21 protein-coding genes and 2 pseudogenes are annotated in these 25,303 nt (G+C 71.4%); 13 read left to right on the top strand and 10 right to left on the bottom strand.

Annotated features, from left to right (window positions below; genetic code table 11):
* Positions 1-178: 178 nt before the first annotated feature.
* The gene (locus QA802_RS19090; protein ID WP_334524159.1) at positions 179-1,105 is read left to right on the top strand and encodes a hypothetical protein; all 927 of its coding nucleotides are present in this window, start codon (positions 179-181) and stop codon (positions 1,103-1,105) included.
* 67 nt (positions 1,106-1,172) lie between these two features.
* On the opposite strand, the gene QA802_RS19085 is transcribed toward QA802_RS19090, so the two are convergent.
* Both QA802_RS19085 and QA802_RS19080 read right to left on the bottom strand, forming a co-directional pair.
* Entirely contained in the window at positions 1,173-3,566 is a 2,394-nt protein-coding gene (locus tag QA802_RS19085) for an HAD-IC family P-type ATPase (protein WP_334524156.1), read from the bottom strand.
* 228 nt (positions 3,567-3,794) lie between these two features.
* Positions 3,795-4,067 carry a DUF2530 domain-containing protein gene (locus QA802_RS19080; RefSeq protein ID WP_334524153.1) on the bottom strand — a complete coding sequence of 91 codons (273 nt, stop codon included), beginning with the start codon at positions 4,065-4,067 and terminating at the stop codon, positions 3,795-3,797.
* A gap of 117 nt (positions 4,068-4,184) precedes the next feature.
* On the opposite strand from QA802_RS19080, the gene QA802_RS19075 reads away from it, so the two are divergent.
* Positions 4,185-5,642 carry an NCS2 family permease gene (locus QA802_RS19075; protein ID WP_334524150.1) on the top strand — a complete coding sequence of 486 codons (1,458 nt, stop codon included), beginning with the start codon at positions 4,185-4,187 and terminating at the stop codon, positions 5,640-5,642.
* Positions 5,643-5,695: 53 nt separating this feature from the next.
* On the opposite strand, the gene QA802_RS19070 is transcribed toward QA802_RS19075, so the two are convergent.
* Positions 5,696-5,878 (bottom strand): CopG family antitoxin, encoded by a 183-nt coding sequence (locus tag QA802_RS19070; protein ID WP_334524147.1) that lies wholly within the window; start codon positions 5,876-5,878, stop codon positions 5,696-5,698.
* Positions 5,879-6,029: 151 nt separating this feature from the next.
* Here QA802_RS19070 and QA802_RS19065 point away from each other — a divergent pair, with 151 nt between their 5' ends.
* Both QA802_RS19065 and QA802_RS19060 read left to right on the top strand, forming a co-directional pair.
* The gene (locus tag QA802_RS19065; protein WP_306951199.1) at positions 6,030-6,467 is read left to right on the top strand and encodes a MarR family winged helix-turn-helix transcriptional regulator; all 438 of its coding nucleotides are present in this window, start codon (positions 6,030-6,032) and stop codon (positions 6,465-6,467) included.
* A gap of 139 nt (positions 6,468-6,606) precedes the next feature.
* Complete coding sequence (locus tag QA802_RS19060) at positions 6,607-7,878, top strand: MFS transporter (RefSeq protein ID WP_334524140.1); 1,272 nt, start codon at positions 6,607-6,609, stop codon at positions 7,876-7,878.
* Between the two features lie 120 nt (positions 7,879-7,998).
* Here QA802_RS19060 and QA802_RS19055 read toward each other — a convergent pair whose 3' ends face one another.
* A complete protein-coding gene (locus tag QA802_RS19055; protein WP_334524137.1) occupies positions 7,999-8,553 on the bottom strand; it encodes a GNAT family N-acetyltransferase in 555 nt (184 codons plus the stop codon).
* A 51-nt stretch (positions 8,554-8,604) separates the two neighbouring features.
* Between QA802_RS19055 and thpR the strand changes: the two genes are divergently transcribed.
* Positions 8,605-9,177 (top strand): RNA 2',3'-cyclic phosphodiesterase, encoded by a 573-nt coding sequence (gene thpR, locus QA802_RS19050; protein ID WP_334524134.1) that lies wholly within the window; start codon positions 8,605-8,607, stop codon positions 9,175-9,177.
* A 186-nt stretch (positions 9,178-9,363) separates the two neighbouring features.
* On the opposite strand, the gene QA802_RS19045 is transcribed toward thpR, so the two are convergent.
* The 3 genes from QA802_RS19045 to QA802_RS19035 form a co-directional block, all read right to left on the bottom strand.
* Positions 9,364-10,356, bottom strand: a complete 993-nt coding sequence (locus tag QA802_RS19045; RefSeq protein ID WP_334524131.1) for an aldo/keto reductase — start codon at positions 10,354-10,356, stop codon at positions 9,364-9,366.
* A 59-nt stretch (positions 10,357-10,415) separates the two neighbouring features.
* Positions 10,416-11,003 (bottom strand): Uma2 family endonuclease, encoded by a 588-nt coding sequence (locus tag QA802_RS19040; RefSeq protein ID WP_334524128.1) that lies wholly within the window; start codon positions 11,001-11,003, stop codon positions 10,416-10,418.
* Between the two features lie 114 nt (positions 11,004-11,117).
* A complete protein-coding gene (locus QA802_RS19035; protein ID WP_334534743.1) occupies positions 11,118-11,792 on the bottom strand; it encodes an SGNH/GDSL hydrolase family protein in 675 nt (224 codons plus the stop codon).
* 153 nt (positions 11,793-11,945) lie between these two features.
* On the opposite strand from QA802_RS19035, the gene QA802_RS19030 reads away from it, so the two are divergent.
* Positions 11,946-12,962 (top strand): TolB-like translocation protein, encoded by a 1,017-nt coding sequence (locus QA802_RS19030; protein ID WP_334524125.1) that lies wholly within the window; start codon positions 11,946-11,948, stop codon positions 12,960-12,962.
* A gap of 38 nt (positions 12,963-13,000) precedes the next feature.
* On the opposite strand, the pseudogene QA802_RS19025 reads toward QA802_RS19030, so the two are convergent.
* Positions 13,001-13,246 (bottom strand): annotated as a pseudogene (locus tag QA802_RS19025) (TetR/AcrR family transcriptional regulator C-terminal domain-containing protein); the annotation flags it as partial.
* Here QA802_RS19025 and QA802_RS19020 point away from each other — a divergent pair.
* The 3 genes and pseudogenes from QA802_RS19020 to QA802_RS19010 form a co-directional block, all read left to right on the top strand.
* A pseudogene (locus tag QA802_RS19020) lies at positions 13,243-13,644 on the top strand (ABC transporter permease); the annotation flags it as partial. The pseudogenes QA802_RS19025 and QA802_RS19020 sit on opposite strands and share 4 nt — an antisense overlap.
* A gap of 334 nt (positions 13,645-13,978) precedes the next feature.
* Complete coding sequence (locus tag QA802_RS19015) at positions 13,979-15,601, top strand: cellulase family glycosylhydrolase (protein ID WP_334524122.1); 1,623 nt, start codon at positions 13,979-13,981, stop codon at positions 15,599-15,601.
* 268 nt (positions 15,602-15,869) lie between these two features.
* Positions 15,870-17,489, top strand: a complete 1,620-nt coding sequence (locus QA802_RS19010; RefSeq protein WP_334524119.1) for an alpha/beta hydrolase — start codon at positions 15,870-15,872, stop codon at positions 17,487-17,489.
* Between the two features lie 102 nt (positions 17,490-17,591).
* Here the strand turns inward: QA802_RS19010 and serC are convergent, their stop codons facing one another.
* On the bottom strand, positions 17,592-18,710 hold the full coding sequence (gene serC / locus QA802_RS19005; RefSeq protein WP_334524117.1) for a phosphoserine transaminase: 1,119 nt from the start codon (positions 18,708-18,710) through the stop codon (positions 17,592-17,594).
* Positions 18,711-18,804: 94 nt separating this feature from the next.
* On the opposite strand from serC, the gene QA802_RS19000 reads away from it, so the two are divergent.
* Entirely contained in the window at positions 18,805-21,744 is a 2,940-nt protein-coding gene (locus tag QA802_RS19000) for an FAD-binding and (Fe-S)-binding domain-containing protein (protein WP_334524114.1), read from the top strand.
* 121 nt (positions 21,745-21,865) lie between these two features.
* On the opposite strand, the gene QA802_RS18995 is transcribed toward QA802_RS19000, so the two are convergent.
* Complete coding sequence (locus QA802_RS18995; RefSeq protein ID WP_334524112.1) at positions 21,866-22,123, bottom strand: hypothetical protein; 258 nt, start codon at positions 22,121-22,123, stop codon at positions 21,866-21,868.
* Positions 22,124-22,532: 409 nt separating this feature from the next.
* Between QA802_RS18995 and QA802_RS18990 the strand changes: the two genes are divergently transcribed.
* From QA802_RS18990 to QA802_RS18980, 3 genes are all read left to right on the top strand, one after another.
* A complete protein-coding gene (locus tag QA802_RS18990; RefSeq protein ID WP_334524109.1) occupies positions 22,533-22,796 on the top strand; it encodes a GntR family transcriptional regulator in 264 nt (87 codons plus the stop codon).
* A 150-nt stretch (positions 22,797-22,946) separates the two neighbouring features.
* A complete protein-coding gene (locus QA802_RS18985) occupies positions 22,947-24,071 on the top strand; it encodes a lipid II:glycine glycyltransferase FemX (protein WP_334524106.1) in 1,125 nt (374 codons plus the stop codon).
* A 195-nt stretch (positions 24,072-24,266) separates the two neighbouring features.
* Positions 24,267-25,250, top strand: a complete 984-nt coding sequence (locus tag QA802_RS18980) for an EamA family transporter (RefSeq protein ID WP_334524103.1) — start codon at positions 24,267-24,269, stop codon at positions 25,248-25,250.
* Positions 25,251-25,303 lie beyond the last annotated feature (53 nt).

Genomic DNA, 25,303 nt, shown 5'->3' with positions numbered 1-25,303 from the left:
CCCCGCGGACACCCGCGGGGGCGCTCACGGTTTCTTCGCGAATTCTCCATCGAACGTGCAACCGTCGGACTGGGGTAGGAGTCTTCTCGGGTGAGCGCTGTTTCGTACTCGCTCGCCGACCGTTTCGGGCTCACCGGAGGCACCCGCCGCGGAGCCCCTCGATCCCCTTGGGACACACATGCGCATACGCGCCACCGTGGTCGCCGTCACCGGCGCCGTGGCCCTCTCCGCCCTCGCCGTGCCGGCCGCACACGCCGCCGGCAGCAGCGGGGCGCACGGCTCGATCGACACGCTGAAGGCACTGCACGCGGCCGCCTCCGGCCGGACCGCGTTCACCGGGTCGACCGCCGCCTCGGGCACCCCGTACGCCCTGGACGCCAAGTTCACCGGCGTCAGCGTCAACAACGGCAAGCCGATCGTGGCGGGAACCTCCGGCAAGGTCCGAGCCGCGGTCACCTTCAAGGTCACGCACGGCGCCGGTGTCGACGTCACCGCGGGCGACACCGAGCTGGACGTGTTCATCTACCGCGGCTCGTTCACCGCCCCGGCCAACATCCTCCTCGGTGACGACTACCCGACCTGCTCCAACACCTCGGCCACGGTCGCCACGTGCAAGGGCACGATCGACATCCTCCCGGGCGAGGAGCTGGGCAACGCCGACGCCACCGGCTGGAAGGCGACCGGCTACATCGTCGACTGGAACGACGTCGACCCCTTCGCGGACGACATCGACTACAGCAAGGTCGGCTTCACCGAGAGCGCGAGCCTGACCGCCGCCAAGCTCCAGCGCCACTCCAAGCTCACCGTCAACGCCGCGCCGGAGCCGGTGAAGAAGGGCAAGACGCTCACCGTCACCGGCAAGCTGTCCCGCGCGAACTGGGACACCGGCAAGTACGCGGGCTACTCCGCCCAGCCCGTGAAGCTGCAGTTCCGCAAGAAGGGCAGCAGCGCCTACACCACGGTGAAGACCGTCAGGACCAGCTCCACCGGCGCCCTGAAGACCACGGTCAAGGCGACCGTGGACGGTTACTACCGTTACGTCTTCGCGGGCACGTCGACGACCCCGGCGGCCACTGCCACGGCCGACTTCGTCGACGTGAAGTGACAGCGGGCACGTGACGCCGGGCATGTGACGACGGCCGGTTCCGGATCTCCGGAGTCGGCCGTTCGCGTCATGCGGGTCGTGCGGGTCGTGCGGACGGACCGCGGTCGACCCATCGCCAGCTCACCTCGAGGGCCGCCGCCGCGACCGCCGCCACGCCCACCGCGATCCACGGCATCGTCGGGCCGACCAGTTGCAGCGCGAAGAAGTCCTGCAGCCAGGGGACGATCAGCACGACCAGGAACGCCGCGCCCATCGAGGCCACCAGCAGCACCCGCCACCAGGTGTACGGCCGGGCGATGATCGCCAGCACCCACATCGAGACCAGGAACAGGGTGAGGGTCGCCGCGCTCGTCTCGGCCTCCAAGGAGCCCGCACCCGTGTAGTGGTGACGGGCCATCAGGTAGGTGAGGAAGGTCGCCGCCCCGGCGATCGCGCCGCCCGGGACCGAGTACCGCATCACCCGCCTCACGAAGTGCGGGCGGGCCCGCTCGCGGTTGGGGGCGAGCGCGAGGAAGAAGGCCGGAACGCCGATCGTGAGGGTGGACAGCAGCGTCAAGTGCCGTGGCAGGAACGGGTACTCGACCTGCCAGCACACCACCAGCAGGGCCAGCAGCACCGAGTAGACCGTCTTCACCAGGAACAGCGTCGCCACCCGGGTGATGTTGCCGATGACCCGGCGGCCCTCCGCCACCACCGACGGAAGCGTCGAGAAACTGTTGTCCAGCAGCACGATCTGCGCGACCGCGCGGGTGGCCTCGGAGCCCGATCCCATCGCCACGCCGATGTCCGCGTCCTTCAGCGCGAGCACATCGTTGACGCCGTCCCCGGTCATCGCGACGGTGTGTCCGCGGGTCCGCAGCGCGCCGACCATGTCCCGTTTCTGTTGCGGGGTGACCCGGCCGAACACCGTGCCGTCGTCCAGGGCCCGTGCCATGCCGGTCGGGTCGGACGGCAGCCGCCGGGCGTCCACCGCCGCGCCGTCCAGCCCGAGCTTCGCCGCCACCGCCCCCACCGACACCGCGTTGTCACCGGAGACGACCTTGGCGTGGACGTCCTGCTCGGCGAAGTAGCGCAGCGTGTCGGCGGCGTCCGGCCGCAGCCGCTGCTCCAGCACGACCAGGGCGGCGGCGCGGGCCCCGCGCGCGGGCTCGGGATCGTCGAGGTCGCGGGCGGCGCGGGCCAGCAGCAGCACGCGCAGCCCCTGCTCGTTCAGCCGCTCGGTCTCGCCGAGCGCCGGATCGTCGACCGCCAGCAGCACGTCGGGCGCCCCCAGCAGCCAGGTGCTGCTCTCCCCGTCGCCCTCGTTGAAGCTGGCGCCGCTGTACTTGCGCGCGGAGGAAAAGGGCAGGGACTCGGTGCAGCGCCACTCCTCGGCGTCCGGGTAGGCGTCGATGATCGCCTTCAGGGAGGCGTTCGGCCGCGGGTCGGACTCCCCGAGGGCCCCGAGCACCCGCCGTACGTACGCCTCGTCACCGCCGTCCAGGGTGCGCAGCTCGGTGACGTCCATCCCGCCCTCGGTGAGGGTGCCGGTCTTGTCCAGGCAGACGGTGTCGACCCGGGCGAGGCCCTCGATGGCCGGGAGCTCCTGCACCAGGCACTGTTTGCGGCCGAGCCGGATGACGCCGATCGCGAAGGCGACCGAGGTGAGCAGCACCAGCCCTTCCGGGACCATCGGGACGATGCCGCCGACGGTACGGGCGACGGACTCCTTGAGGTCGTTGTCCTTGACCACCAGCTGGGTGACGATCAGGCCGATCGCGGCCGGCACCATCATCCACGTCACGTACTTGAGGATCGTGGAGATGCCGGTGCGCAGTTCGGAGTGGACGAGCGTGAAGCGGGACGCCTCCTCGGCGAGCTGGGCGGCGTAGGCCTCCCGGCCGACCTTGGTCGCCCGGAAGGCGCCGACGCCGGCCACCACGAAGCTGCCCGACATGACGGTGTCGCCGGGCCGCTTGACGACGGGGTCGGCCTCACCGGTGAGCAGCGACTCGTCGATCTCCAGGCCCTCCGCCTCGACGCACACCCCGTCCACGGCGGCCTTGTCGCCCGGACCGATCTCGATGACGTCGTCCAGGACGAGCTCGGAGGTGGAGACCTCGACGGCGCTCCCGCCGCGGCGGACGCTGGGACGCGCCTCGCCGACGACGGCGAGCGAGTCCAGGGTCTGCTTCGCCCGCCACTCCTGGATGATGCCGATGCCGGTGTTGGCGAGGATCACGAACCCGAACAGACCGTCCTGGATGGGCGCGACGACGAGCATGACCAGCCACAGGACGCCGATGATCGCGTTGAACCGGGTGAAGACGTTCGCCCGGACGATCTCGCCGACCGAGCGGCTGCTGCGCACCGGCACGTCGTTGACCTGACCGCGGGCGACGCGGTCCGCGACCTCCGCGGCGGTCAGACCGGTGGCCGTCGGCACGGAGGTCGGGGCGGCGGTGGCGTCGGTGTGGGCCATGGAACCGACGGTACGTGCGGAGTTCGGGGTTCACCCCCCGAGGAGGCCGAAGATCCGACCTGGGGAGGAGCGGGGTGGTGCCGGCCCATGCCGTGGTTGTAGCGGCTACCCCGGCCCTTCCCCGACAGAAGGGCGCGCCAGGCCCTAAGAGTTTGCCCCTATGAGCCTGCCCCTAAGAGCTGCCCCTATGAGGCGCCCCGGCGAATACGGCGCAGGCGGGTCCCGGCGTCATGCGGCGGAGGCGCCCGCCTGCTTCGTCGCCGCGTCCCGTTTGATCGCCGCGTCCCGCTTGCGGACGTACCAGATGCCGATGAGCCCCAGGCCGGCCCCGGCCAGGCAGGTCCACACCCACCACACGTGGTCGTGGTCCTCGAACCAGCCGTAGAAGGGGAGCTGGGCGAGGAAGAGGACGAACCAGAGGATCGTGCCGCCGGTGATGGTGGCGACCACGGGGCCCTCCAGGGGCTCCGGCGCCTCGTGCTTGGGGGTCCACTTCGCCATGGGGACAGCTTACGAGGCGATCACATCTACGCGCGGAGATGGCCGACCCGGACCTCATATGTTCATACTGAAACCGTTTGTCGTTGACCACTTCTCTTCGTAGGAAACACCGAAACGATGCCCACGCCGGCCCCCGCCAAGGTCCCCGCCCCTGAACAGCCGGGAGCCAGGTCCGCCCACGGCGCTCTCGACCGCCATTTCCGGATCTCCGAGCGGGGCAGCACCCTGTCCCGGGAGATCCGGGGCGGTTTCGCCACCTTCTTCGCGATGGCGTACATCATCGTGCTGAACCCGATCATCCTCAGCAGCGCCAGGGACATGTACGGGCACCAGCTCGACAACGGGCAACTGGTCACCGCCACCTGTGTGACGGCCGCCTTCACCACGCTCCTCATGGGCGTCATCGGCAACGTGCCCATCGCGCTGGCCGCCGGCCTCGGCGTGAACTCGGTGGTCGCGCTCCAGCTCGCGCCCCGGATGTCCTGGCCCGACGCCATGGGCATGGTCGTCCTCGCCGGGTTCGTGGTCATGCTCCTGGTCGCCACCGGGCTGCGTGAGCGCGTCATGAACGCGGTGCCCTTCGGGCTGCGCAAGGCGATCAGCATCGGCATCGGCCTGTTCATCATGCTGATCGGGCTCGTCGACTCCGGCTTCGTCTCCCGCATCCCGGACGCCGCCCACACCACCGTCCCGCTCCAGCTCGGCGCCGACGGTCACCTGAACGGCTGGCCGGTCCTCGTCTTCATCCTGGGCGCGCTGCTCACGCTGGCCCTGATCACCCGCAAGGTGCCCGGCGCGATCCTCATCTCGATCGTCGCGATGACCGTCCTCGCGCTGGTCATCAACGCGGTGGCGACGATCCCGTCCTGGGGCCTCACCACCCCCGAGTGGCCCGGCAACCCCGTCGCCACCCCCGACTTCGGGCTGATCGGCGAGGTCAGTCTGTTCGGCGGGTTCGGCGAGGTCGGCGTCCTGACCGGCGTCCTCTTCGTCTTCACGGTCCTGCTGTCGTGCTTCTTCGACGCGATGGGCACGATCATGGGCGTCAGCGACGAGGCCAAGCTGACCGACGCCCAGGGCGAGATGCCCGGCATCAACAAGGTCCTCTTCGTCGACGGCCTCGCGGTCGCCGCCGGCGGCGCCAGCTCCTCCTCCGCCACCACCGCGTTCGTGGAGTCCACGGCCGGCGTCGGCGAGGGCGCCCGCACCGGCTTCGCGAACCTGGTCACCGGCGGTCTCTTCGCCGTCGCGCTGTTCCTCACGCCCGTCGCCACGATGGTGCCGTCCCAGGCCGCCACGCCGGCGCTGCTCGCGGTGGGCTACCTGATCCTGGCGGGCTCGGTCAAGGAGATCGACTGGGCCGACCACACCATCGCGATCCCGGCCTTCATCACCATGGTGATGATGCCGTTCACCTACTCGATCACCAATGGCATCGGCATGGGCTTCATCGCCTTCGTGCTGCTGCGGCTGGCGGCCGGGCGTGGCCGGGAGGTCCCGGCGCCGATGTACGTGGTGTCCGCCGTGTTCGTCTTCTACTACCTGATGCCGGCGCTCGGCCTCACCCGAGCCTGACGAGGGCCGGCATCCGAGCCTGACGAGGGCCGGCGCGAGGCGGGCTGCCGGGCTCAGGCGCGCCCGTAGAACTCTTCCGTCTCGTCGACCGCGGACTGGAACCGCTCGTCGAAGTCATCGCGAATGAGCGTCCGGACGACATAGTCCTGGACGCTCATTCCCCTTTTCGCGGCATGCTGCCGGAGCCGCTCGAGCAGCTCCTCGTCTATCCGCAGGCTGAGCACACTGGTCCCCATGAGACGAGGGTCGCGGGCACCTACCGCATCTCGGCCCCTTTCCGCTGCCCACTCACTCCTTCGAGTGACGCCGAGGTTTCCGTGGCCAGGGTCACGGGAATCCCTCCGCGCGCCAGCTTGTTTAGCCAGGGTAATGAGTTATGCTAAAGAGATGCCTGACCTCACCCATGGCGACGACGTAGCCGCCGTGAACTCCCTGCGATCGGCCGTGATGCGGCTGTCCCGTCGACTCAAGCACCAGCGGGTCGACGAGTCGCTGAGCCCCACCGAGATGTCGGTGCTCGGCACCCTCTCCCTCTGCGGCAGCGCCACACCCGGCGAGCTCGCCCGCAAGGAGCACGTCCAGCCCCCCTCGATGACCCGCATCGTGGCGCTGCTGGAGGCCAAGGGCCTGGTCCGGCTGGAGCCGCATCCCGAGGACCGCCGCCAGAAGGTCGTCACCAAGACCGAGCAGGCCGAAGCCATGCTCGCGGAGAGCCGCGCCAAGCGGAACGCCTTCCTGGCCACTCTGGTCGACGGCCTCGACGAGGACGAGTGGGCGAAACTGCGTGCAGCCGCCCCCGTACTGGAGAAGCTCGCCCACCTGTAATCCCACGCCGAGGAGGCGACCCTTGAGTTCGGGACCCGGAGCAGACTCCGCCCCCGCACCGACCACCCACGAGACCCTTGCCGGGAAACCCGCCAAGTCACCCGCGTCGCCCGCGTCGTCCAGGTCACCCGCGTCGTCCATGTTCAGCTCCCTGAAGATCAGGAACTACCGCCTGTTCTTCCTGGGCCAGGTCGTCTCCAACATCGGCACCTGGATGCAGCGCATCGCCCAGGACTGGCTGGTGCTCAGCCTCACCGGCTCCGCCACCGCCGTCGGCGTCACGACGGCCCTGCAGTTCCTGCCCATGCTGCTCTTCGGGCTCTACGGCGGCGTCCTCGTCGACCGGCTGCCCAAACGCCGCACGCTGCTGTTCACCCAGTCCGCGATGGCCCTCACCGGCATCGCGCTCGCCGTCCTCAGCCTCTCCGGCCACGTCCAGGTCTGGCACGTCTACGTCGCCGCCTTCGCCGTCGGCCTCGCGACGGTCCTGGACAACCCCGCACGGCAGACCTTCGTCTCCGAGATGGTCGGCCCCGACCAGCTCCAGAACGCGGTCAGCCTCAACTCCGCGAACTTCCAGTCGGCCCGGCTGATCGGCCCCGCCGTGGCCGGCGTGATGATCACCGGCGTCGGCACCGGGTGGGCGTTCCTCTTCAACGGCCTGTCCTTCGTCGCGCCCCTCGCCGGCCTGCTGCTGATGCGCTCGCGCGACCTGCGCGTCGTCGAACGCGCCCCGCGCGGCAAGGGCCAGCTGCGGGAGGGCCTGCGGTACGTCGCCGGCCGCCCCGACCTGATCTGGACGATCGTCCTGGTCGGGTTCGTCAGCACCTTCGGGTTCAACTTCCCCGTCTACCTCTCGGCCTTCGCGGACGACGTCTTCCACGCGGGCGCGGGCGCCTACAGCCTCTTCAACACGCTGATGGCGGTCGGCTCGCTCGCGGGCGCCCTGCTCGCGGCCCGGCGCGGCACGGCCCGGATGCGGGTGCTGGTCGCCGGGGCGGTGGCCTTCGGCGCGATGGAGACAGTGGCCTCCACGGCCCCCTCCCTGTGGCTGTTCGCCCTGCTCATGGCCCCGATCGGAATGTTCGGCATGACGGTCAACGTCACCGCCAACAGCAGTGTCCAGCTGGGCACCGACCCGGCGATGCGGGGTCGGGTGATGGCCCTCTACATGATGGTGTTCATGGGCGGCGCCCCGGTCGGCGCGCCGATCGCCGGCTGGATCACCGACGCGTACGGCGTCCGGGCGGGCATGGCGGCGGGCGGCGCCGTCTCGGCCGCCGCCGCCGTCACGGTCGGCCTGGTCCTGGCCCGGATGGGCGACCTGCGCCTGTCGGTCGGCTGGCACCACGGCCACCCGAGCGTGCGCTTCGTCCCGCGCGCGGACCGGGAACTCGCCACAGTCACCTGACACGGCCGGCACGTCACCCCGGGGGACGCTGCCCGGCGGCACGTCACCCGGGGCCGTGGCCCGGCGGCACGTCACCCGGGGGGCGGCGCGGCGGGGGCGCACCCTCCGGGCCGGCCGGCGTCAAGTCATTCGTTCGGGAGACGCGGCCGGCGGCCCCACCCTCCGGGCCAGCACCTGCCCCGGCCACTGATGGTCGCCGACCGTGTAAGCCTGCGTCGGGGTGAAGCCGTTGGCCTCGTAATAGGCGACGAGCCTGCGGTCGTCGCCGGCGTAGCAGTCCACCCGCAGCAGTCCGACGCCCGCCCGCCGGGTCGCCTCGGCGGCGTGCTCGAGCAGCGCGCCGCCCACGCCGTGCCCCTTGAAGCGCCGGTCCGAGGCCAGCCAGTGGATGTACCGCTCGGGCTCCCCGGGCGGCGGGAGATGCGCGAGGTACGCTCCGGGCGCGTCGGTGAGGGTGAGGGTGGCGGCCGGCTCGCCGTCCGCCTCGGCGACGAACGACCAGCCCCGCTCCAGGTACCGGACGACGGACTCGACCGTCTTCGGGTTCTCCGACAGGGGCTTCGTCCCCCACTGCCCGGGCCGACCCTGGGCGACCAGCCACGCCACGCTGCTGTCGAGCATGGCGAGCATCACCGGGACGTCCTCGGGTCCGCCTTCTCTGATCGTGATCCGCATGCCGTCCATATTGCCGGGCGCGCTGTCGGGCCCGCCGGGAAAATCGGGGGCATGAGACTCTTCGCCGCCGTGCTGCCCCCGGACGACATCGCCGACGAACTCGCCGCCGTGGCCGCCCGGTTGCGCACGCTGCCCGGTGCGGACGGGCTGCGCTGGACGGACCGGGCGGGCTGGCACTTCACCCTCGCCTTCTACGGAGAGGTCGACGACGACGTCGTCCCGGAGCTGTCGGCCCGGCTGCGGCGGGCCGCACACCGCAGCGCGCCCTTCCCGCTGGCCGTGCGCGGCGGCGGCCGGTTCGGGCACGGGCGGGCGCTGTGGGCGGGCGCGGCTGGGGACGTGTCCGCGCTGCGGCTGCTGGCCGACCGGGCGGAGGCGGCGGGGCGCAAGGCGGGCGTGGAGATGGGCGAGCACCGCCGCTACAAGGCGCACCTGACGCTGGCCCGCAGCAGGGACGCGGTGGACGTCCGGGCGCAGGTCGAGGCGCTGGACGCCTTCGCGGGCCGGACCTGGACGGTGGGGGAGCTGGTGCTGGTCCGCAGCAACCTGCCGAAGTCCGGCGTCCCCGGGGAGCAGCCCCGCTACGAACCGGCCGGACGCTGGCCGCTCGGCGGGGCCGGTTAGGCTCGACGCGTGGACCCGAAGACCCGGAACCGGATCATGGCCGGTGCGCTCGTGCTGTTGTTCATGGTGGTGGCGGTGGCGGCGGCCGTCGGAAAGTGACCTGAGCGATCTCAGGCCGACCGCCCGACGGCCGCCGTCGTCACCGTGGGATTCCGCGCCCGCCCGGTGCGGGCGCGCGCCTGCCCGCTACCAGGCGAAGGCCTCCGGCGAGGGGCCCGGGCCGGGGAAGATCTCGTCCAGGCCGGACAGCAGTTCCTCGCTCAGCTCCAGCTCGACCGCGCGCAGCGCCGAGTCGAGCTGCTCCGCGGTGCGCGGCCCGACGATCGGGCCCGTCACGCCGGGCCGGGTGAGCAGCCAGGCCAGCGCGGCCTCGCCGGGCTCGACGCCGTGCTTGTCGAGCAGGTCCTCGTAGGCCTGGATCTGCCCGCGGGTCCCGGCGTCGGCGAGGGCGTCGGCGGCCCGCCCGGAGGCGCGGCGACCGCCCTCGGCCTGCTTCTTGATGACCCCGCCCAGCAGCCCGCCGTGCAGCGGCGACCAGGGGATGACCCCGAGGCCGTACTCCTGCGCCGCCGGGATCACCTCCATCTCGGCGCGCCGCTCGGCCAGGTTGTACAGGCACTGCTCGCTGACGAGCCCGATCGTGCCGCCGCGCCGGTCGGCGGTCTCGTTGGCCTGGGCGATCTTGTAACCGGGGAAGTTGCTGGACCCCACGTACAGGATCTTGCCCTGCTGCACCAGCACGTCGATCGCCTGCCAGATCTCCTCGAGGGGAGTGTCGCGGTCGATGTGGTGGAACTGGTAGAGGTCGATGTGGTCGGTCTGCAGTCGCTTGAGGCTGGCGTCCACGGCCCGCCGGATGTTCAGCGCGGAGAGCTTGTCGTGGTTGGGCCAGGCGTCGCCGTCGGCGGCCATGTTCGCGTACACCTTGGTGGCGAGGACGACCTTGTCGCGCCGGTCGCCGCCCTTCGCGAACCAGTTGCCGATGATCGTTTCCGTACGGCCCTTGTTCTCGCCCCAGCCGTACACATTCGCGGTGTCGAAAAGGTTGATGCCGGCGCCGAGTGCCGCGTCCATGATGGCGTGGCTGTCGGCTTCGTCGGTCTGCGGGCCGAAGTTCATGGTGCCGAGGACGAGGCGGCTGACCTTGAGTCCGGTACGTCCGAGCTGCGTGTACTTCATGGCACTCAAGCCAACGTCTTGGAGTGCGCTCGATGCAAGGGGGATCGGCCGGGCACGGGTCAGTCGCGGGGGAACTCGTCGGTCTTGAGGGTGAGGCCGACCACAGTTCCGGTGAGATCGATCTCGTCGCCGAAGTCGATCTTCGTCTCGGTGACGTACTCGCCGTTCTTAGGCTGGGTGTAGACGTGGCAGCGGCGCTGGTAGGGGTCGGCGATCAGGTAGACGGGAACCTCGGCGGTTGCGTAGGCCGTCATCTTGGGGCCGTAGTCGTTGGCGGCGGTCCCCTTGGAGATCACCTCGGCGACGAACTCGACGTCCTCGTGGCTCCAGCGGTCGTCCTCCGACTTGACGGCACTCTCGGCCATCACCGTCACGTCGGTCGCGAATCCGTTCAGATGCCCCGGGTAGTCGATGCGCACGTCGGACTTCACGCGCTTGCGAGCGTACTTGGGCCGCAATTGCTCGACGATGTCCAGGATGATCTCCCAGTGGGTGTCCCGCTGCGGTGACATGTAGACGGTCCCCTCGACGATTTCGACCTTGTATCCCTCGGGGACGGGCATCGTCTCGAGCCGCTCGAACATCTCGTCGAGCGTGATCGTGTTGTCGCTCTCGGCCATCGTGATCCTGTCTTCGAGGACGGTCATCTTGGCGCTCCTCCCCGGCCGCACCCGCTCGAATGCCGCCGCGCAGTACAACGATACGGACGGCGAAGGGGACACGGCGTAGGGTGCATATGTCGAAGGCAAGTGCTGGGCTCCTCAGCCCGCGTACTCCCCGCCGAGCTCCCACCCCTGGTGCATCGCCTCGGCGAAGGCCTCCGCCAGGCGGTGCTCGCCGCTCGCGTTCGGGTGGGTGCCGTCGTAGGTGTCGGTGTCGATGTCCCAGGCCGGCGGGATCGAGGCCAGCAGGATCGGGGAGTTGCGTTCGTCCAGGTCGGAGGCCGTCTTCGCCAGGAGTTCGTTGAAGAGGTCGACCTGGGCGGCGAAGGGCTCGTCGTTCGCGGCGCGTACGTTGGGGATGACCGGCAGCCACACCATGGCGATCCGGGGGTTCGCGGCGCGGGCCTCGGCCACGAAGGCGCGCGCGTTCGCCGCCGTCTGCTCGGCGTTCGTGTAGAAGCCCAGGTCGATCAGGCCGAGCGAGACCAGCAGGACGTCCGCCCGGGTCGTGCGCACCGCCTCGCGGATCAGCGGGGCCATCTGCTGCCAGCCCTCGCCCCAGCCCGCCAGATGACCCCGGGGGAAGTCGGGGTCGGCGTAGGCGTACGACGTGGGCGCCTCCGCGGCCTTGTCGTAGAGCGTCTCGCGCGGGCCGACCAGGGTGAACGGGCCGCCGTACGCAGCGCACAGGTGCCGCCACACGCGGTAGCGCCAGGTGTGGTCGCCCGTGCTGCCGATCGTCATCGAGTCGCCTACGGGCATGAACCTGAGCATCCGCTCATGATGCTGGATCACGGCGGTGAGCGGGGGCGCGAAGCCCGGCCCCGGGGTGTGAGGCCTGCCACGGAGCCGCGCGAGGTCCGGCCCCCGGGTGTGAGGCCTGCCACGGAGCGTCGAACGGCGGTGCGGGATGGCAGGCTTGTGGACATGCGCCGATCTTTCGCCGTCCGGGCCGGAGCCCTGCTCACCGGAGTCCTTCTCTCGGGTGCCTTCACCGTGCTCGCCGTGTCCGCCGCGCCCGCCGCGTCCGCGGCCGACGGCGACAAGGGCTTCACCGTCGAGGATCCGCGCATCACCGAGTCCAGCGGGCTCGCCGCCTCCCGTCAGCACCCCGGCGTCTACTGGACCCACAACGACAGCGACGACGGCCCCTACCTCTACGCCGTCGACAGCGCGACCGGGAAGACCGTCGCCCGGATCACCCTGTCCGGCGTCGGCACGCCCCGTGACGTCGAGGCGATCTCCATCGGTCCGGGCAACGAGATCTGGGTCGGCGACATCGGCGACAACCTCGGCGGCACCTGGAAGTACGTGTGGGTCTACCGGCTGCCCGAGCCGAAGAAGCTGGTCGACCAGAGAGTCAAGGCCACGCAGTACGTCGTGAAGTACTCCGACGGCGCCCGCGACGCCGAGTCGCTGCTCGTGCACCCAAAGACCGGGCGGGTCTACATCATCGACAAGAAGGAGGACGGCGGGCACCTCTACGAGGGACCGGCGAAGCTCTCCACCTCCGGGGCGAACATCTTCAAGCCCGTCGCCCCCGTCGACCTGTGGGCCACCGACGCCGCGTTCTCCCCGGACGGCTCCCAAGTCGCCGTCCGCGGCTACTTGGGCGGCATCTCCTACGCCTGGAACGGTGGGAAGCTCAAGCGCGAGGGGCGGCTGGACGTGCCGCTGCAACGGCAGGGGGAGTCCGTGAGCTACTCCGCGGACGGATCCAAGCTGATGTACGGGAGCGAGGGCGCCGGGAGTTCGGTGGTGGCGGAGGACGCGCCCGCGGGGGCTTCGTCGAGCTCCAAGTCGCCTTCCGGGGGCGGAGGTTCGAACGCGTCCGGCGACGGCGGCGGGTCCTCGGCCGCGGGCGGCGTCAAGGCCGGCGCGATCGCCGTCGCCGCGCTCTGCGTCGTCGCCTTCGGACTGCGCCGGCTGCGGCGCCGCGGCTGAGTCCCAGGTGGCCGCCCGTCGAGCGGCGGGCGGCTGAGTGCTACTCCGCCGCCGCCCGCCGCCCGCCGCTCGACCAGCACTTCCAGTCCGTCCAGGACTCGCTGCAAGCCGAACTCGAAGTGGTCGAACGCGGGGCTCCAGGTGTCGGCGGCGAGTGAGCCGAGTACCGGGTATCGGCCGGTGGCCATGACCTTCTCGATGAACGGGGCCTGGGCGGCGTAGAAGTCGGCGGTGGTCATGCCCGTCACGCGCTCGGCCGCCTCCTCGTAGACCTGGGTGCGCGCCGGGCTGGCGGCCGGACGGCGGCTGGGGCTTTTTCGCCGCCTTCGGACTGCTGCTGTGGCTGCGGTTCGCGCTGATCTGGGTCGGGGTGTGGCTGGGGCTGCTGGTGCCCAACCCGGAGGCCGCGGGCGGGCTCTTCGCCGTGGCGTTTCCGCTGACGATGATCTCCAGCATCTTCGTCGCGCCGCAGCTGATGCCGGACTGGCTGGGCTTCGTGGCCGCCTGGAATCCCATTTCGTCCACGGCCGCCGCCGCGCGCGACCTGTTCGGGACGCCGGTCGGGGGCGGTGACTCGTGGGTCGAGCAGCACGCGCTGCTGATGGCGGGTGTGTGGCCGCTGGTGCTGACGCTGGTCTTCCTGCCGCTGGCCGTGCGGAGGTTCCAGAAGCTCGGCCGCTGAACGGCAGTCGGGCCGGCAGTCGGGCCGGCAGTCGGGCCGCAGCCGCGGTCACGCGGCGCGGCCTGGCGGTCGGGTCGCGGGCATCGGTGGTGGGGCGCGGCCTGGCGGTCGGGTCGCGGGGTAACCGGTGGCGCGGCGCGGCCTGGCGGTCGGGCCGCCGTCACGGTGGGCGCGGCGCGCGGAGTGTGACGGGGGCCGGAGAACCGCCGTCCTCCGCGAACGGCTCGCCTTACTTCTTGACGTGGTCATGGTGTGTCGGTTTCCTGGGAGGGCGTGGTCGGTGGGAGCGCTCCCATTCGTTCCGGGCCCGCGCCTCCCGAGAGGATGCAGCGAGATGTTCCGCAACAGCTTGCGAAGAGTGCTGTGCGGCGTTGCCGCCGCGCTCCTGATTCCGCTGGGCGCCGGTTTCGCCGGGGCGGCGACCGAATCCGGTGCGGTAACCGCTTCCCGTTCGGTAACCGATTTCGGTGCAGTGACCGCTTCCGGCGTCTCCGGTGTTTCCGGTGTTTCCGACGCGGCCGGTGTCCGTGCGGCCGCTGCCGATGCCGGGGCCGGTTACTGGCACACCAGTGGCCGCCAGATCCTCGACGCCGCCGGGCAGCCGGTTCGGATCGCCGGGATCAACTGGTTCGGTTTCGAGACCGGCAACTACGTTGTGCACGGCCTCTGGTCCCGTGACTACAAGAGCATGATCGACCAGATGAAGTCGCTGGGCTACAACACGATCCGCATCCCGTACAGCGACGACATGTTCAAGAGCTCGACCGTCCCCAACAGCATCGACTTCAGCAGCGGCAAGAACGCCGACCTCCAGGGCCTCAACTCGCTCCAGATCCTGGACAAGCTAGTCTCGTACGCCGGTCAGGACGGCCTGAAGGTCATCCTCGACCGGCACCGGCCGGACGCCGGCGGGCAGTCGGCTCTCTGGTACACGGCGGCCGTTCCCGAGTCGACGTGGATCGCCAACCTCAAGTCCCTCGCCGCCCGTTACAAGGGCCAGGACGCGGTCGTCGGCATCGATCTGCACAACGAGCCGCACGATCCCGCCTGTTGGGGCTGCGGGGACATGGCGACGGACTGGCGGCTGGCCGCGCAGCGGGCCGGGAACGCGGTCCTGTCGGTCAACCCCGCCCTGCTGATCTTCGTCGAGGGTGTGCAGACCTTCAACGGCGTCTCCGGCTGGTGGGGCGGCAACCTGATGGGCGTCGGCCAGTACCCGGTGCAGCTCGACGTGGCGAACCGGGTCGTGTACTCGGCCCACGACTACGCGACGAGCGTCGCCCAGCAGAGCTGGTTCAGCGATCCGGCGTTCCCGGCGAACATGCCCGGGATCTGGGACAAGTACTGGGGCTACATCTTCAAGCAGAACATCGCACCGGTGTGGGTGGGCGAGTTCGGCACCACGCTCCAGGCCACGGTGGACCAGAAGTGGCTGGCCGCGCTGGTGAGTTACCTGCGTCCGACCTCGACGTACGGCAGCGACTCCTTCCACTGGACGTTCTGGTCGTGGAACCCCAACTCCGGTGACACGGGCGGCATCCTGAAGGACGACTGGCAGTCCGTGGACACCGTGAAGGACGGATACCTGACGAGCGTCAAGGCGCCCGGCTTCCCCGGCACGGGCGGTGGCGGGGGCGGGGGAGGCGGCGGCGGTACGGCCGCGTGCAGCGCCGCCTACACCGTCAGCAGCGACTGGGGCGGCGGCTTCAACGCCGAGGTGAAGGTCACCAACACCGGGACCACGGCGCTGTCGTCCTGGAGGGTCACCTGGTCCTGGAGCGGCGCGCAGCGGGTGACGAGCATGTGGAACGCCTCGTACACCCAGAGCGGCGGCACGGTGACCGCGTCCAACGCCGCGCACAACGGCACGGTGGCGGCGGGCGGTTCGACGAGCTTCGGCTTCGGCGGAGCGCCGGGCGGCGGAGGTGTGCCGAGCGTGACCTGCACGGCGTCGTGAGTCACGGCGGCGTGACACAGGCGGCGTGAGAGCGGGGTGCCCGGTGGAGTGTTCGCCGGGCGCCCCGTTCGTCGTGCCGGCCGCGACTCACGGTGAGCTGTGTGCCGTCGTCGTCCCGGCTGTCGGCGGCCGGTGAAGGGTCTGTGAAGCAAACGAGTTCAAAATTGTCGGCCGAAGTGCTTCTTGTGACGGGCCTTCTTCGGAAAGATCCAGCGGGGACCGCGAACCATCCGGTCCAGCTGAACTCCCCATGGCGTGAAGGAACTTCATGAGACGAAGCACAGCCGTACTGTGCGGTGCGACCGTCGTGCTGGCCGGAAGCCTCACGGCCGTCCCGGCCGAGGCCACGACGTCGCAGACCGCCACCCGGACCGCCGCACAGGCGACCAGGGTGACCTGGAAGAAGTGCGCCACGGAAGACGCCCCGACCCTGCAGTGCGCGTCGGTGAAGGTGCCGCTCGACTACGCCAAGCCGCAGGGCCGGACGATAACCCTGGCCCTGTCCCGTGTCCCGCACACCGCGCGGAAGTACCAGGGCCCGCTGCTGGTCAACCCCGGTGGCCCCGGCGGCAGCGGTCTGTCCCTCGCCCCGTTCGTGGCGTCCTCGCTGCCGAAGGCGGTCGCGTCTCAGTACGACGTCATCGGCTTCGACCCGCGTGGCGTGGGCAAGAGCCAGCCCGCCCTGGACTGCAAGCCGGGCTACTTCAACCCGGTCCGCCCGGACTCCGTGCCGAGCACCGCCGCGATCGAGAAGGCCAACCTCGCGCGCGTGAAGGCCTTCGCCAAGGCCTGCGGGACGAAGTACGCGTCCGTCCTGCCGCACATCAACACGGTCAACGCCGTGAAGGACATGGACGCGATCCGCAAGGCGCTCGGCGCCCAGAAGATCAACTACTTCGGCTACTCGTACGGCACGTACCTGGGCCAGGTCTACGCCAAGCTCTACCCGACCCGGGTGCGCCGCATGGTGCTGGACTCGATCGTCGACCCCGGCGGGGTCTGGTACAAGGCCAACATCTCGCAGGACTACGCCTTCGACGCCCGCCAGAAGGCGCTGATGGCGTGGATCGCCAAGTACGACAGCACGTACAAGCTCGGCACGAACCCGGCCAAGATCGAGGCCAAGTGGTACGCGATGCGGGCGGAGCTCGCCAAGCGGCCGGCCGGCGGCAAGGTGGGCGCCTCCGAGCTGGAGGACACCTTCATCCCCGGCGGTTACTACAACGGTTACTGGCCCACCCTCGCCTCGGCGTTCGCCGCCTACGTGAACGGCAAGAACGCCGCCCCGCTCGTCAAGGCGTACGAGGGCATCGCGGCGATCGACGCCTCCGGCGACAACGGCTACAGCGTGTACACGTCCGTGCAGTGCCGTGACGCTTCCTGGCCGCGCGACTGGAACCAGTGGCGCAAGGACAACTGGGCCGTGCACAAGAAGGCCCCGTTCATGGCCTGGAACAACGCCTGGTACAACGCGCCCTGCGCGTACTGGCCGACGAAGCCGATGAAGCCGGTGAACGTCGCCAACAGCAAGCTCCCGCCGGTGCTGCTGTTCCAGGCGACGAACGACGCGGCCACCCCCTACCAGGGCGGCGTCGCGACCCACCGTCTGCTCAAGCACTCCAGCCTGGTGGTGGAGCAGGGCGGCGGCAACCACGGCATCTCGCTGAGCGGCAACGCCTGCCTGGACAAGTACCTGGCCAAGTACCTCACCGACGGCACCGTGCCGCGCGGCAGGGGCGTGGCCGACGCGGTCTGCAAGAAGACCGCCGACCCCGTGCCGCCGGCTGCCGCGTCGGCCGCCGCGCGGTCCACCCTGGCCACCGGACAGCCGGCCACGGCGGCGACCCCCGCCGACACCCTGCACCGGCTGGTCGGCCTCCGCGGCTGAGAGATCTGCCGCTGAACGGAAACACGAAGGGCGCCCGGTCACCGGGCGCCCTTCCTCCGTCTGCCGGAGCGGCTACGGGCCGCTACGAGCCGCCAGGAACGGCTAGAGCTTCTCGATCACGTAGTCGACGCACTTCGTCAGGGCCTCGACGTCCGCCGGGTCGATCGCCGGGAACATCGCCACGCGCAGCTGGTTGCGGCCGAGCTTGCGGTAGGGCTCGGTGTCGACGATGCCGTTGGCGCGCAGCACCTTGGCGATCGCGGCGGCGTCGATCTCGTCCGCGAAGTCGATCGTGCCGATGACCTGGGAGCGCTTGGCCGGATCGGTGACGAACGGGGTGGCGTGCTTCGACTCCTCGGCCCAGCCGTAGAGGCGGCTGGAGGAGTCCTTGGTGCGGGCCGTGGACCACGCGAGGCCGCCCTGGCCGTTGATCCACTTCAGCTGCTGGTCGAGCAGGAAGAGGGTGGCCAGCGCCGGGGTGTTGTACGTCTGGTTCTTGCGGGAGTTGTCGATCGCCGTCGGCAGGCTGAAGAACTCCGGGATGTGGCGGCCGGAGGCGTGGATCCGCTCGGCGCGCTCGATCGCGGCCGGCGAGAACACACCGATCCACAGGCCGCCGTCGGAGGCGAAGGACTTCTGCGGGGCGAAGTAGTAGACGTCCGTCTCGGCGATGTCGACCGGCAGGCCGCCGGCGCCGGAGGTGGCGTCCACCAGGACGAGGGAGCCCTCGTCGGCGCCCTGGACGCGCCGCAGCGGGGCGGCGACACCGGTGGACGTCTCGTTGTGCGTGAACGCGTACACGTCGACGCCCGCCTCGGCGACCGGCTCGGGGTGCGTGCCCGGGTCGGAGGAGATCACGGTGGGGTCGGCCAGCCAGGGGGCGAGCTTCGCGGCCTTCGCGAACTTCGAGCTGAACTCGCCGAACGTGAGGTGCTGCGACTTGTTCTCGATCAGTCCGTGGGTCGCGACGTCCCAGAAAGCGGTCGAGCCGCCGTTGCCCAGGATCACCTCGTACCCGTCCGGGAGCTGGAACAGCTCGGTGATGCCCGCGCGCACCTCGCCGACCAGGTTCTTCACCGGGGCCTGGCGGTGGGAGGTGCCGAGGAGGGACGTGCCGGTGGCGGCCAGGGCGTCCAGCGCCTCCACCCGCACCTTGGAGGGGCCCGCGCCGAATCGACCGTCGGCGGGCTTGATGTCAGCAGGAATCTGGATCTCAGCCACGGAAGGGAGGTTAGCCGGTGCGGGAAACCTGGGCGAAACCTCGTCCGTCGGATGAGACGGCGTTTCCGGCGTCTCACTTTGGTTTCCTGGACGCATGACGGATGTCCGGGACCTCGAGAGTGAGCTGCGGCGGGTCGTTCGGGGGGACGTGGATTTCGGGGTGACGGCGCGGGCGCTGGTCACCATGGACGCGTCCAACTACCGGCGTGTCCCGCTCGGCGTCGTCGCACCGCGGGACGCCGACGACGTGGCGGCCGTCCTGGAGGCGTGCCGGTCGCACGGGACGCCGGTCGTCGCGCGCGGCGGGGGCACGTCCATCGCGGGGCAGGCGACGGGGACGGGCGTGGTGCTGGACTTCACCCGGCACCTGAACCGGCTGGTGTCGCTGGACCCGGACGCGCGGACGGCCGTCGTGCAGCCGGGGCTGGTGCTCGACCGGTTGCAGGAGGCCGCGGCCCCGCACGGGCTGCGTTTCGGCCCCGACCCGTCCACGCACAGCCGCTGCACGCTCGGCGGGATGATCGGCAACAACGCGTGCGGGTCGCATTCGGTGGCCTGGGGCACGACGGCGGACAACGTGCGCGAACTGACGGTGCTCACCGCGCGCGGGGACCGGCTGCGGCTCGGGCGGGGGTGGGCCGGGGCGCCGGACGGGCTGCGGGCGCTGGTGGACGGGGAACTCGCGCGGCTGCGGACCGGTTACCCCGACCTGCCCCGCCGTATCTCCGGGTACGCCCTGGACGCGCTGCTGCCGGAGAAGGGCGCGGACGTCGCCCGCTCGTTCTGCGGTTCCGAAGGCACCCTGGGCGTGCTGACGGAGGCGGTCGTCGCGCTCGTCGAGGCGCCACGCGCGCGTGCGCTCGCGGTGCTCGGGTACGCCGACGAGGGCGCCGCCGCCGAGGCCGCGGCCGGGCTGCTGCCGTACGGGCCGCTGACGGTGGAAGGGATGGCGGTCGACCTGGTGCCGCCGTCCACGGCGGTCGCCCTGCCGCGCGGCGGCGCCTGGCTGTTCGTGGAGACCGGCGGCGGTTCGGCGGACGAGGCACACGCGCGTGCGCGGACGATCGTGCGCGCGGCGGACGCCCTGGACGCGCGCGTGGTGACGGACCCGGCCGGGCAGCGGCTGCTGTGGCGGGTGCGGGAGGACGCCGCCGGCACCGCGACCCGGATGCCCGGCGGCGGCGAGGCGTGGCCCGGCTGGGAGGACTGCGCGGTGCCGCCCGCCCGGCTCGGCGGCTATCTGCGCGACTTCCGCGGGCTGCTCGCGCGCCACGGCCTGCGCGGCACGCCCTACGGGCACTTCGGGGACGGCTGCATCCATGTCCGCATCGACTTCGATCTGTTGTCGGAGGCAGGGGTAGCGCGTTTCCGGCGTTTCTCGGAGGAGCTGGCCGAGCTGGTCGTGTCGCACGGCGGCTCCCTCTCCGGCGAGCACGGGGACGGGCAGGCGCGGGCCGAACTGCTGCCCCGCATGTACGGGGCGGAGCTGGTCGCGCTGTTCGAGCGTGCGAAGGGCGTATGGGACCCGGACGACCTGCTCAACCCGGGGATGCTGGTGCGCCCCGCGCCCCTCGACGCCGACCTGCGGTTCGCCGTGCTGCCCCGCGAACCGGTTGACGTGGCGTTCGGGTACCCGTCCGACGGCGGCGACTTCGCCGCGGCGGTGCGCCGGTGCGTGGGGGTCGCGAAGTGCCGTACGACGGCGGGGGCGACGGGACCTGCGGGGGCTGCGGGTGCGGCGGACGCGGCGGGGGTGATGTGCCCGTCGTTCCGGGTCACGGGCCGCGAGGAGCATTCCACGCGTGGCCGGGCCCGGCTGCTGCACGAGATGCTGGCCGGCGAGCTGGTGACGGCCGGCTGGCGCTCCACGGAGGTCCGGGACGCGCTGGACCTGTGCCTGTCCTGCAAGGGCTGCCGCTCGGACTGCCCGGTCGAGGTCGATATGGCCACCTACAAGGCGGAGTTCCTGCACCACCACTACGCGGGCCGCCGACGCCCGGCCGCGCACTACAGCATGGGCCGGCTGCCGGTGTGGCTGCGGTGGACGGCGCGGCTGCGGGCCGCGGCGGCCGTGAACGCGCTGGCGTCCGTGGGACCGCTGGCGCGGCTCGCGAAGCGGGCGGCCGGGATCGCGCCGGAGCGGGCGCTCCCGCGGCTGCCGCGCGAGACGTTCAGCGCGTGGTGGCGGGGGACCGGGTCCGGGACCGGATCCGCCCCCGGGCGCGGGAAGTCCGGCGATGCGGGCGATCTGGTCGTGTTGTGGCCCGACACCTTCACCGAGCACCTCTCCCCGTCCGTGGGCCGGGCGGCCGTCCGGGTGCTGGAGGCCGCGGGGCTGCGGGTGGCGCTGCCGCCGACGCTGCTGATGCGGGGGCGGCCGGTGGGCGACGGCCGGTCGAGGAGCGCGGCCACGCTGCTGACCGCCCGCCGGGGCCGGGTCTGCTGCGGGCTGACGTACGTCTCGACCGGTCAGCTCGACCACGCGCGCGTGGTGCTGCGCCGCACGCTCGACCTGATGGAACCGGTGCTGGAGACGGCCGCCCCGGTCGTCGTCCTGGAGCCGAGCTGTGCGGCCGCCCTGCGCACCGACCTGCCCGAGCTGCTGCACGACGACCCGCGCGCGGGTCGCCTCGCCGCCCGCGTCCTCACGTTCGCCGAGGCACTGGAACGGCACGCCCCCGAGTGGACCCCGCCCCGCCTGGACCGTCCGGCGGTCGGCCAGACCCATTGCCACCAGCACGCGGTCCTCGGCGACGCGGCCGAACGGCGGCTGCGCGCGGCCGCGGGTCTCACCGGCGACCTGAGCGGCGGCTGCTGCGGCCTGGCGGGCGACTTCGGCTTCACGGCCGGCCACTTCGAGGTGTCGGCGGCCTGCGCGGAGGAACAGCTCCTGCCGTCCGTCCGCGACGCCCCGGAGGCGGCGGTGATCCTGGCCGACGGCTACTCCTGCCGCACCCAGCTGGAGCAGCTGGCGGGGGTACGCGGGAGGCACCTGGCGGAAGTGCTGGCGGAGGGGCTGGAGGGGGAAGACTGACGCGTGCGGGGGCGTCCCTGACGGGCCCATGCGGTCGGCCGTGGCAGGCGTCCGGGGGGGGCGATCCCGGGCACTTGCAACGCGGCTGACGCCCTACGGCCGCATGCCGCCCTCTACGCCGTCACTCCCTGTCCGCCGCCATGATGCCGACGCATTCTTCGCGCGCCGCGTGCAACGACGGTACGAAGGCGGCGAGTTCGGCGTCCGACGACCTGCCTCCGTCCAGTACGGCGCCGACGGCCGTCGCCAGGACGGCGGCTGCCCTGAGGGCGTGCACGTCGGCCAGTTCCTCAAGGAAACCGCCGGGGCGGCCGAGCACGAACCCCTCCTTGCCGGTCGCAGGGTCGACGCCGATGCTGCGGAAACGCCTCCCGCTCATGCAGCGCCCTCCGACCACGCATGGTCCTGTCCCAAGGGGGCGAGGACGGCTGCCCGGCGTGCATCCCGCTCGCGTTCCCACAGGACGACGTACGGCCGGACCAGGGGAAGACCGTCAGCGGCGATGACGTCGTCGCCGTGCGATGGCCGAAGCGTGAGAACGTGCGGACGGACGCCGAGCAACGGTGACACGTCGGCGGCGCGGTGAGCTCCGCGAGGCGGCAGAAAGAGGCTCAGGGTCGCGGCCAGTAGGCTGCGCATAGGTCGACTCCTATTCAGTCGGCTCAGGCCCCGGTGAGGAAGTAGCCGCTTCCCGCCGGGGCCGTTCTGTGTTTCGGAGTTCACCATACCGTGGATAACTGTAGACAACCACGGATGCGCAGAATGCCGTAGTCACCCACGCTGACATCATGGAGCTTGACCGTACGCGGCCCCTGTGGCGGCAGATCGCAGCGGAGATCATCCGGCGCATCAAGGACGGCACGTATCCTCCGGGCAGCCGTGTGCCTTCCACGTTGGACATCGCCCAGGAGTTCGGCGTGGTGAACGCGACGGCGGCGAAGGCCATGCAGCACGTGCGCGTACAGGGCTGGACGCGGGGCGAGGTCGGGCTGGGGACGTTCGTAGCCGATTCCCTGCCGCCGTTTCCCGAAGCCCCCGAAACGCCCGCGTAAGAGATTTCGAGTACCGAGATCACCCAGCCGACGGACGCCCATCTGCGTACCCGTGTGGCGGACACGCGGGCGGTTGGCGGCCTTGGGCCTCGGGCCTGGGCTGTTGGCCTCCTAGGGTGGCCGAAAACGGCCGTTCGAAGGGGCCCCGCCATGAGTCTGCGTGTCCAGTCCATCAGCCGTGACGAGCACCTGGCGTTCGTCGCGGGCCGCCCCTCCGCGAGCCATATGCAGGTCCCCTCGTGGGGGGATGTGAAGCCGGACTGGCAGGCGGAGAGCCTGGGCTGGTTCGACGGGACGGGGGCGCTCGTGGGGGCCGGGCTGGTGCTGCTGCGGCCGGTGCCGAGGCTGCGCAGGTGTCTGGCGTATCTGCCCGAGGGGCCGCTCGTCGACTGGCACGCGCCGGATCTCGTCGAACGCTGGCTGACGCCGATGCTGGCGCACCTGAAGGCGCGGGGCGCGTTCTCGGTGAAGATGGGCCCGCCCGTCGTCGTGCGGCGCTGGAGCGCGGACGCCGTCAAGGCGGCCATCGCCGACCCGGACGCCCACCGGCTGGGGGACGCCGAGCCGACGTCGTACGAGCCGGCCGCCCAGGACGTCGCCGACCGGCTGTGCCGGGCCGGCTGGCGGCCGGCCGCGCGGGGCGGCGAGGAGGGCTTCGCGGCGGGCCAGCCGCGCCACGTCTTCCAGGTGCCGCTGGCGGGACGGTCGCTGGACGACGTCCGCAGCGGCCTGAACCAGCAGTGGCGGCGCAACATCAAGAAGGCGGAGAACGCGGGCGTGAAGGTGGTCCGGGGCGGGGCCGAGGACCTGCCGGCGTTCTACGGGCTGTACCTCGAGACCGCCGAGCGCGACCGTTTCGTCCCGCGCCCGCTGTCCTACTTCCGGCGTATGTGGGACGCGCTGAACGCCGAGCATCCCGACCGCATGCGGCTCTACCTCGCGCACCACGACGGCGACGTCCTCGCCGCGGCCACCATGCTGACTGTCGGCGAGCACGTCTGGTACTCCTACGGCGCGTCCACCGGCCGCAGACGCGAGGTCCAGCCCAACAACGCCATGCAGTGGCGCATGATGGCGGACGCCCACGAGGGGGGCGCCGCCGTCTACGACCTGCGAGGGATCACCGACACGCTGGACGAGTCCAACCACCTGCTCGGCCTGCTCCGCTTCAAGGCGGGCACGGGCGGGGAGGCGGTCGAGTACCTGGGCGAGTGGGACTTCCCCCTCAACAAGCTGCTGCACCGGGCGCTGACCCTGTACCTGGCCCGCCGCTGACGGCTTCGCTGCCTTCCCGACGGCTTCGCTGCCGTCCCGACGGGTCCCCGTCCGCTCGACGGCTTCCCCGCCCGCCCGTTCGTCTCAGAGCCCGAGACAGTGGCATAAAGGGTTTTCACGCCTGACCTGGTCCACTACCCTGAACTCGACAGTGCATCGTGATGAACGAGCCCGAGCCGAGCACCAGGACCGCCCGTGACGACCCCCGACACCGCCCCCGCGACCGCGAGCACCGCCGCTCCCCGGCTTCCGGGCGAGACCCCGGGCCGGTTCGGCTCCTTCGGCCCCCTCGGTCCCGTCGGCCTGGTGCTCGCCGGCGGGATCTCGGTGCAGTTCGGCGGCGCCCTCGCGGTGACGTTGATGCCGAGGGCGGGCGCGCTGGGCGTGGTGGCGCTGCGGCTCCTGGTCGCCGCCGTGGTGCTGCTGGTCGTCTGCCGGCCACGGCTGCGCGGCCACTCGCGCGCCGACTGGGGCACGGTCGTCGCCTTCGGCGTCACGATGGCCGCGATGAACGGCCTGTTCTACCAGTCGCTGGACCGCATCGCGTTGGGTCCGGCGGTGACGCTGGAGGTCCTCGGCCCGCTGGCCCTCTCGGTCGTCGCCTCACGCCGTGCGCTGAACCTGGTGTGGGCCGCACTGGCCCTCGTCGGCGTGTTCCTGCTCAGCGGCGGCGGCGGTGGCGGTCACGGCGAGGGCGGCGATGGCGGTGGCGGCTTCGGCGCGCTGGATCCGGTGGGCGTCGCGTTCGCGCTGGGCGCCGGCGCGATGTGGGCGGCGTACATCGTCTTCAGCGCCCGTACCGGCCGGCGTTTCCCGCAGGCGGACGGGCTCGCGCTGGCGATGGCGGTGGGGGCGCTGCTCTTCCTCCCGCTGGGTCTCGCGGAGTCGGGCGCGAAACTCGCCGACCCGGTGACGCTGGGCCTGGGCGCGGCGGTGGCCCTGTTGTCGTCGGTCCTGCCCTACACCCTCGAACTGCTCGCGCTGCGCCGTCTGCCGGCGTCCACCTTCGCGATCCTGATGAGCCTGGAGCCGGCCATCGCCGCCACCGCGGGCTTCCTGATCCTCGACCAGGCGCTGACCACGGTCCAGGCGGCCGCCATCGCCCTGGTCGTGGCGGCGAGCATGGGCGCGGTGCGGACCCAGGTCGGGCGGGGCAAGGCGGCCGTCCCGGAGGCGTGAGGGCGACTGCGCCGGTCCCTGTTCCTGTTCCTGTTCCTGCCTGTTCCGGTTCC

Origin of the sequence: Streptomyces sp. B21-105 (genome assembly GCF_036898465.1) — a bacterium.
Taxonomy (GTDB): domain Bacteria; phylum Actinomycetota; class Actinomycetes; order Streptomycetales; family Streptomycetaceae; genus Streptomyces.
The sequence above is the reverse complement of the archived record's forward strand: the minus strand, read 5'-3'. Positions and strand labels throughout refer to the sequence as shown.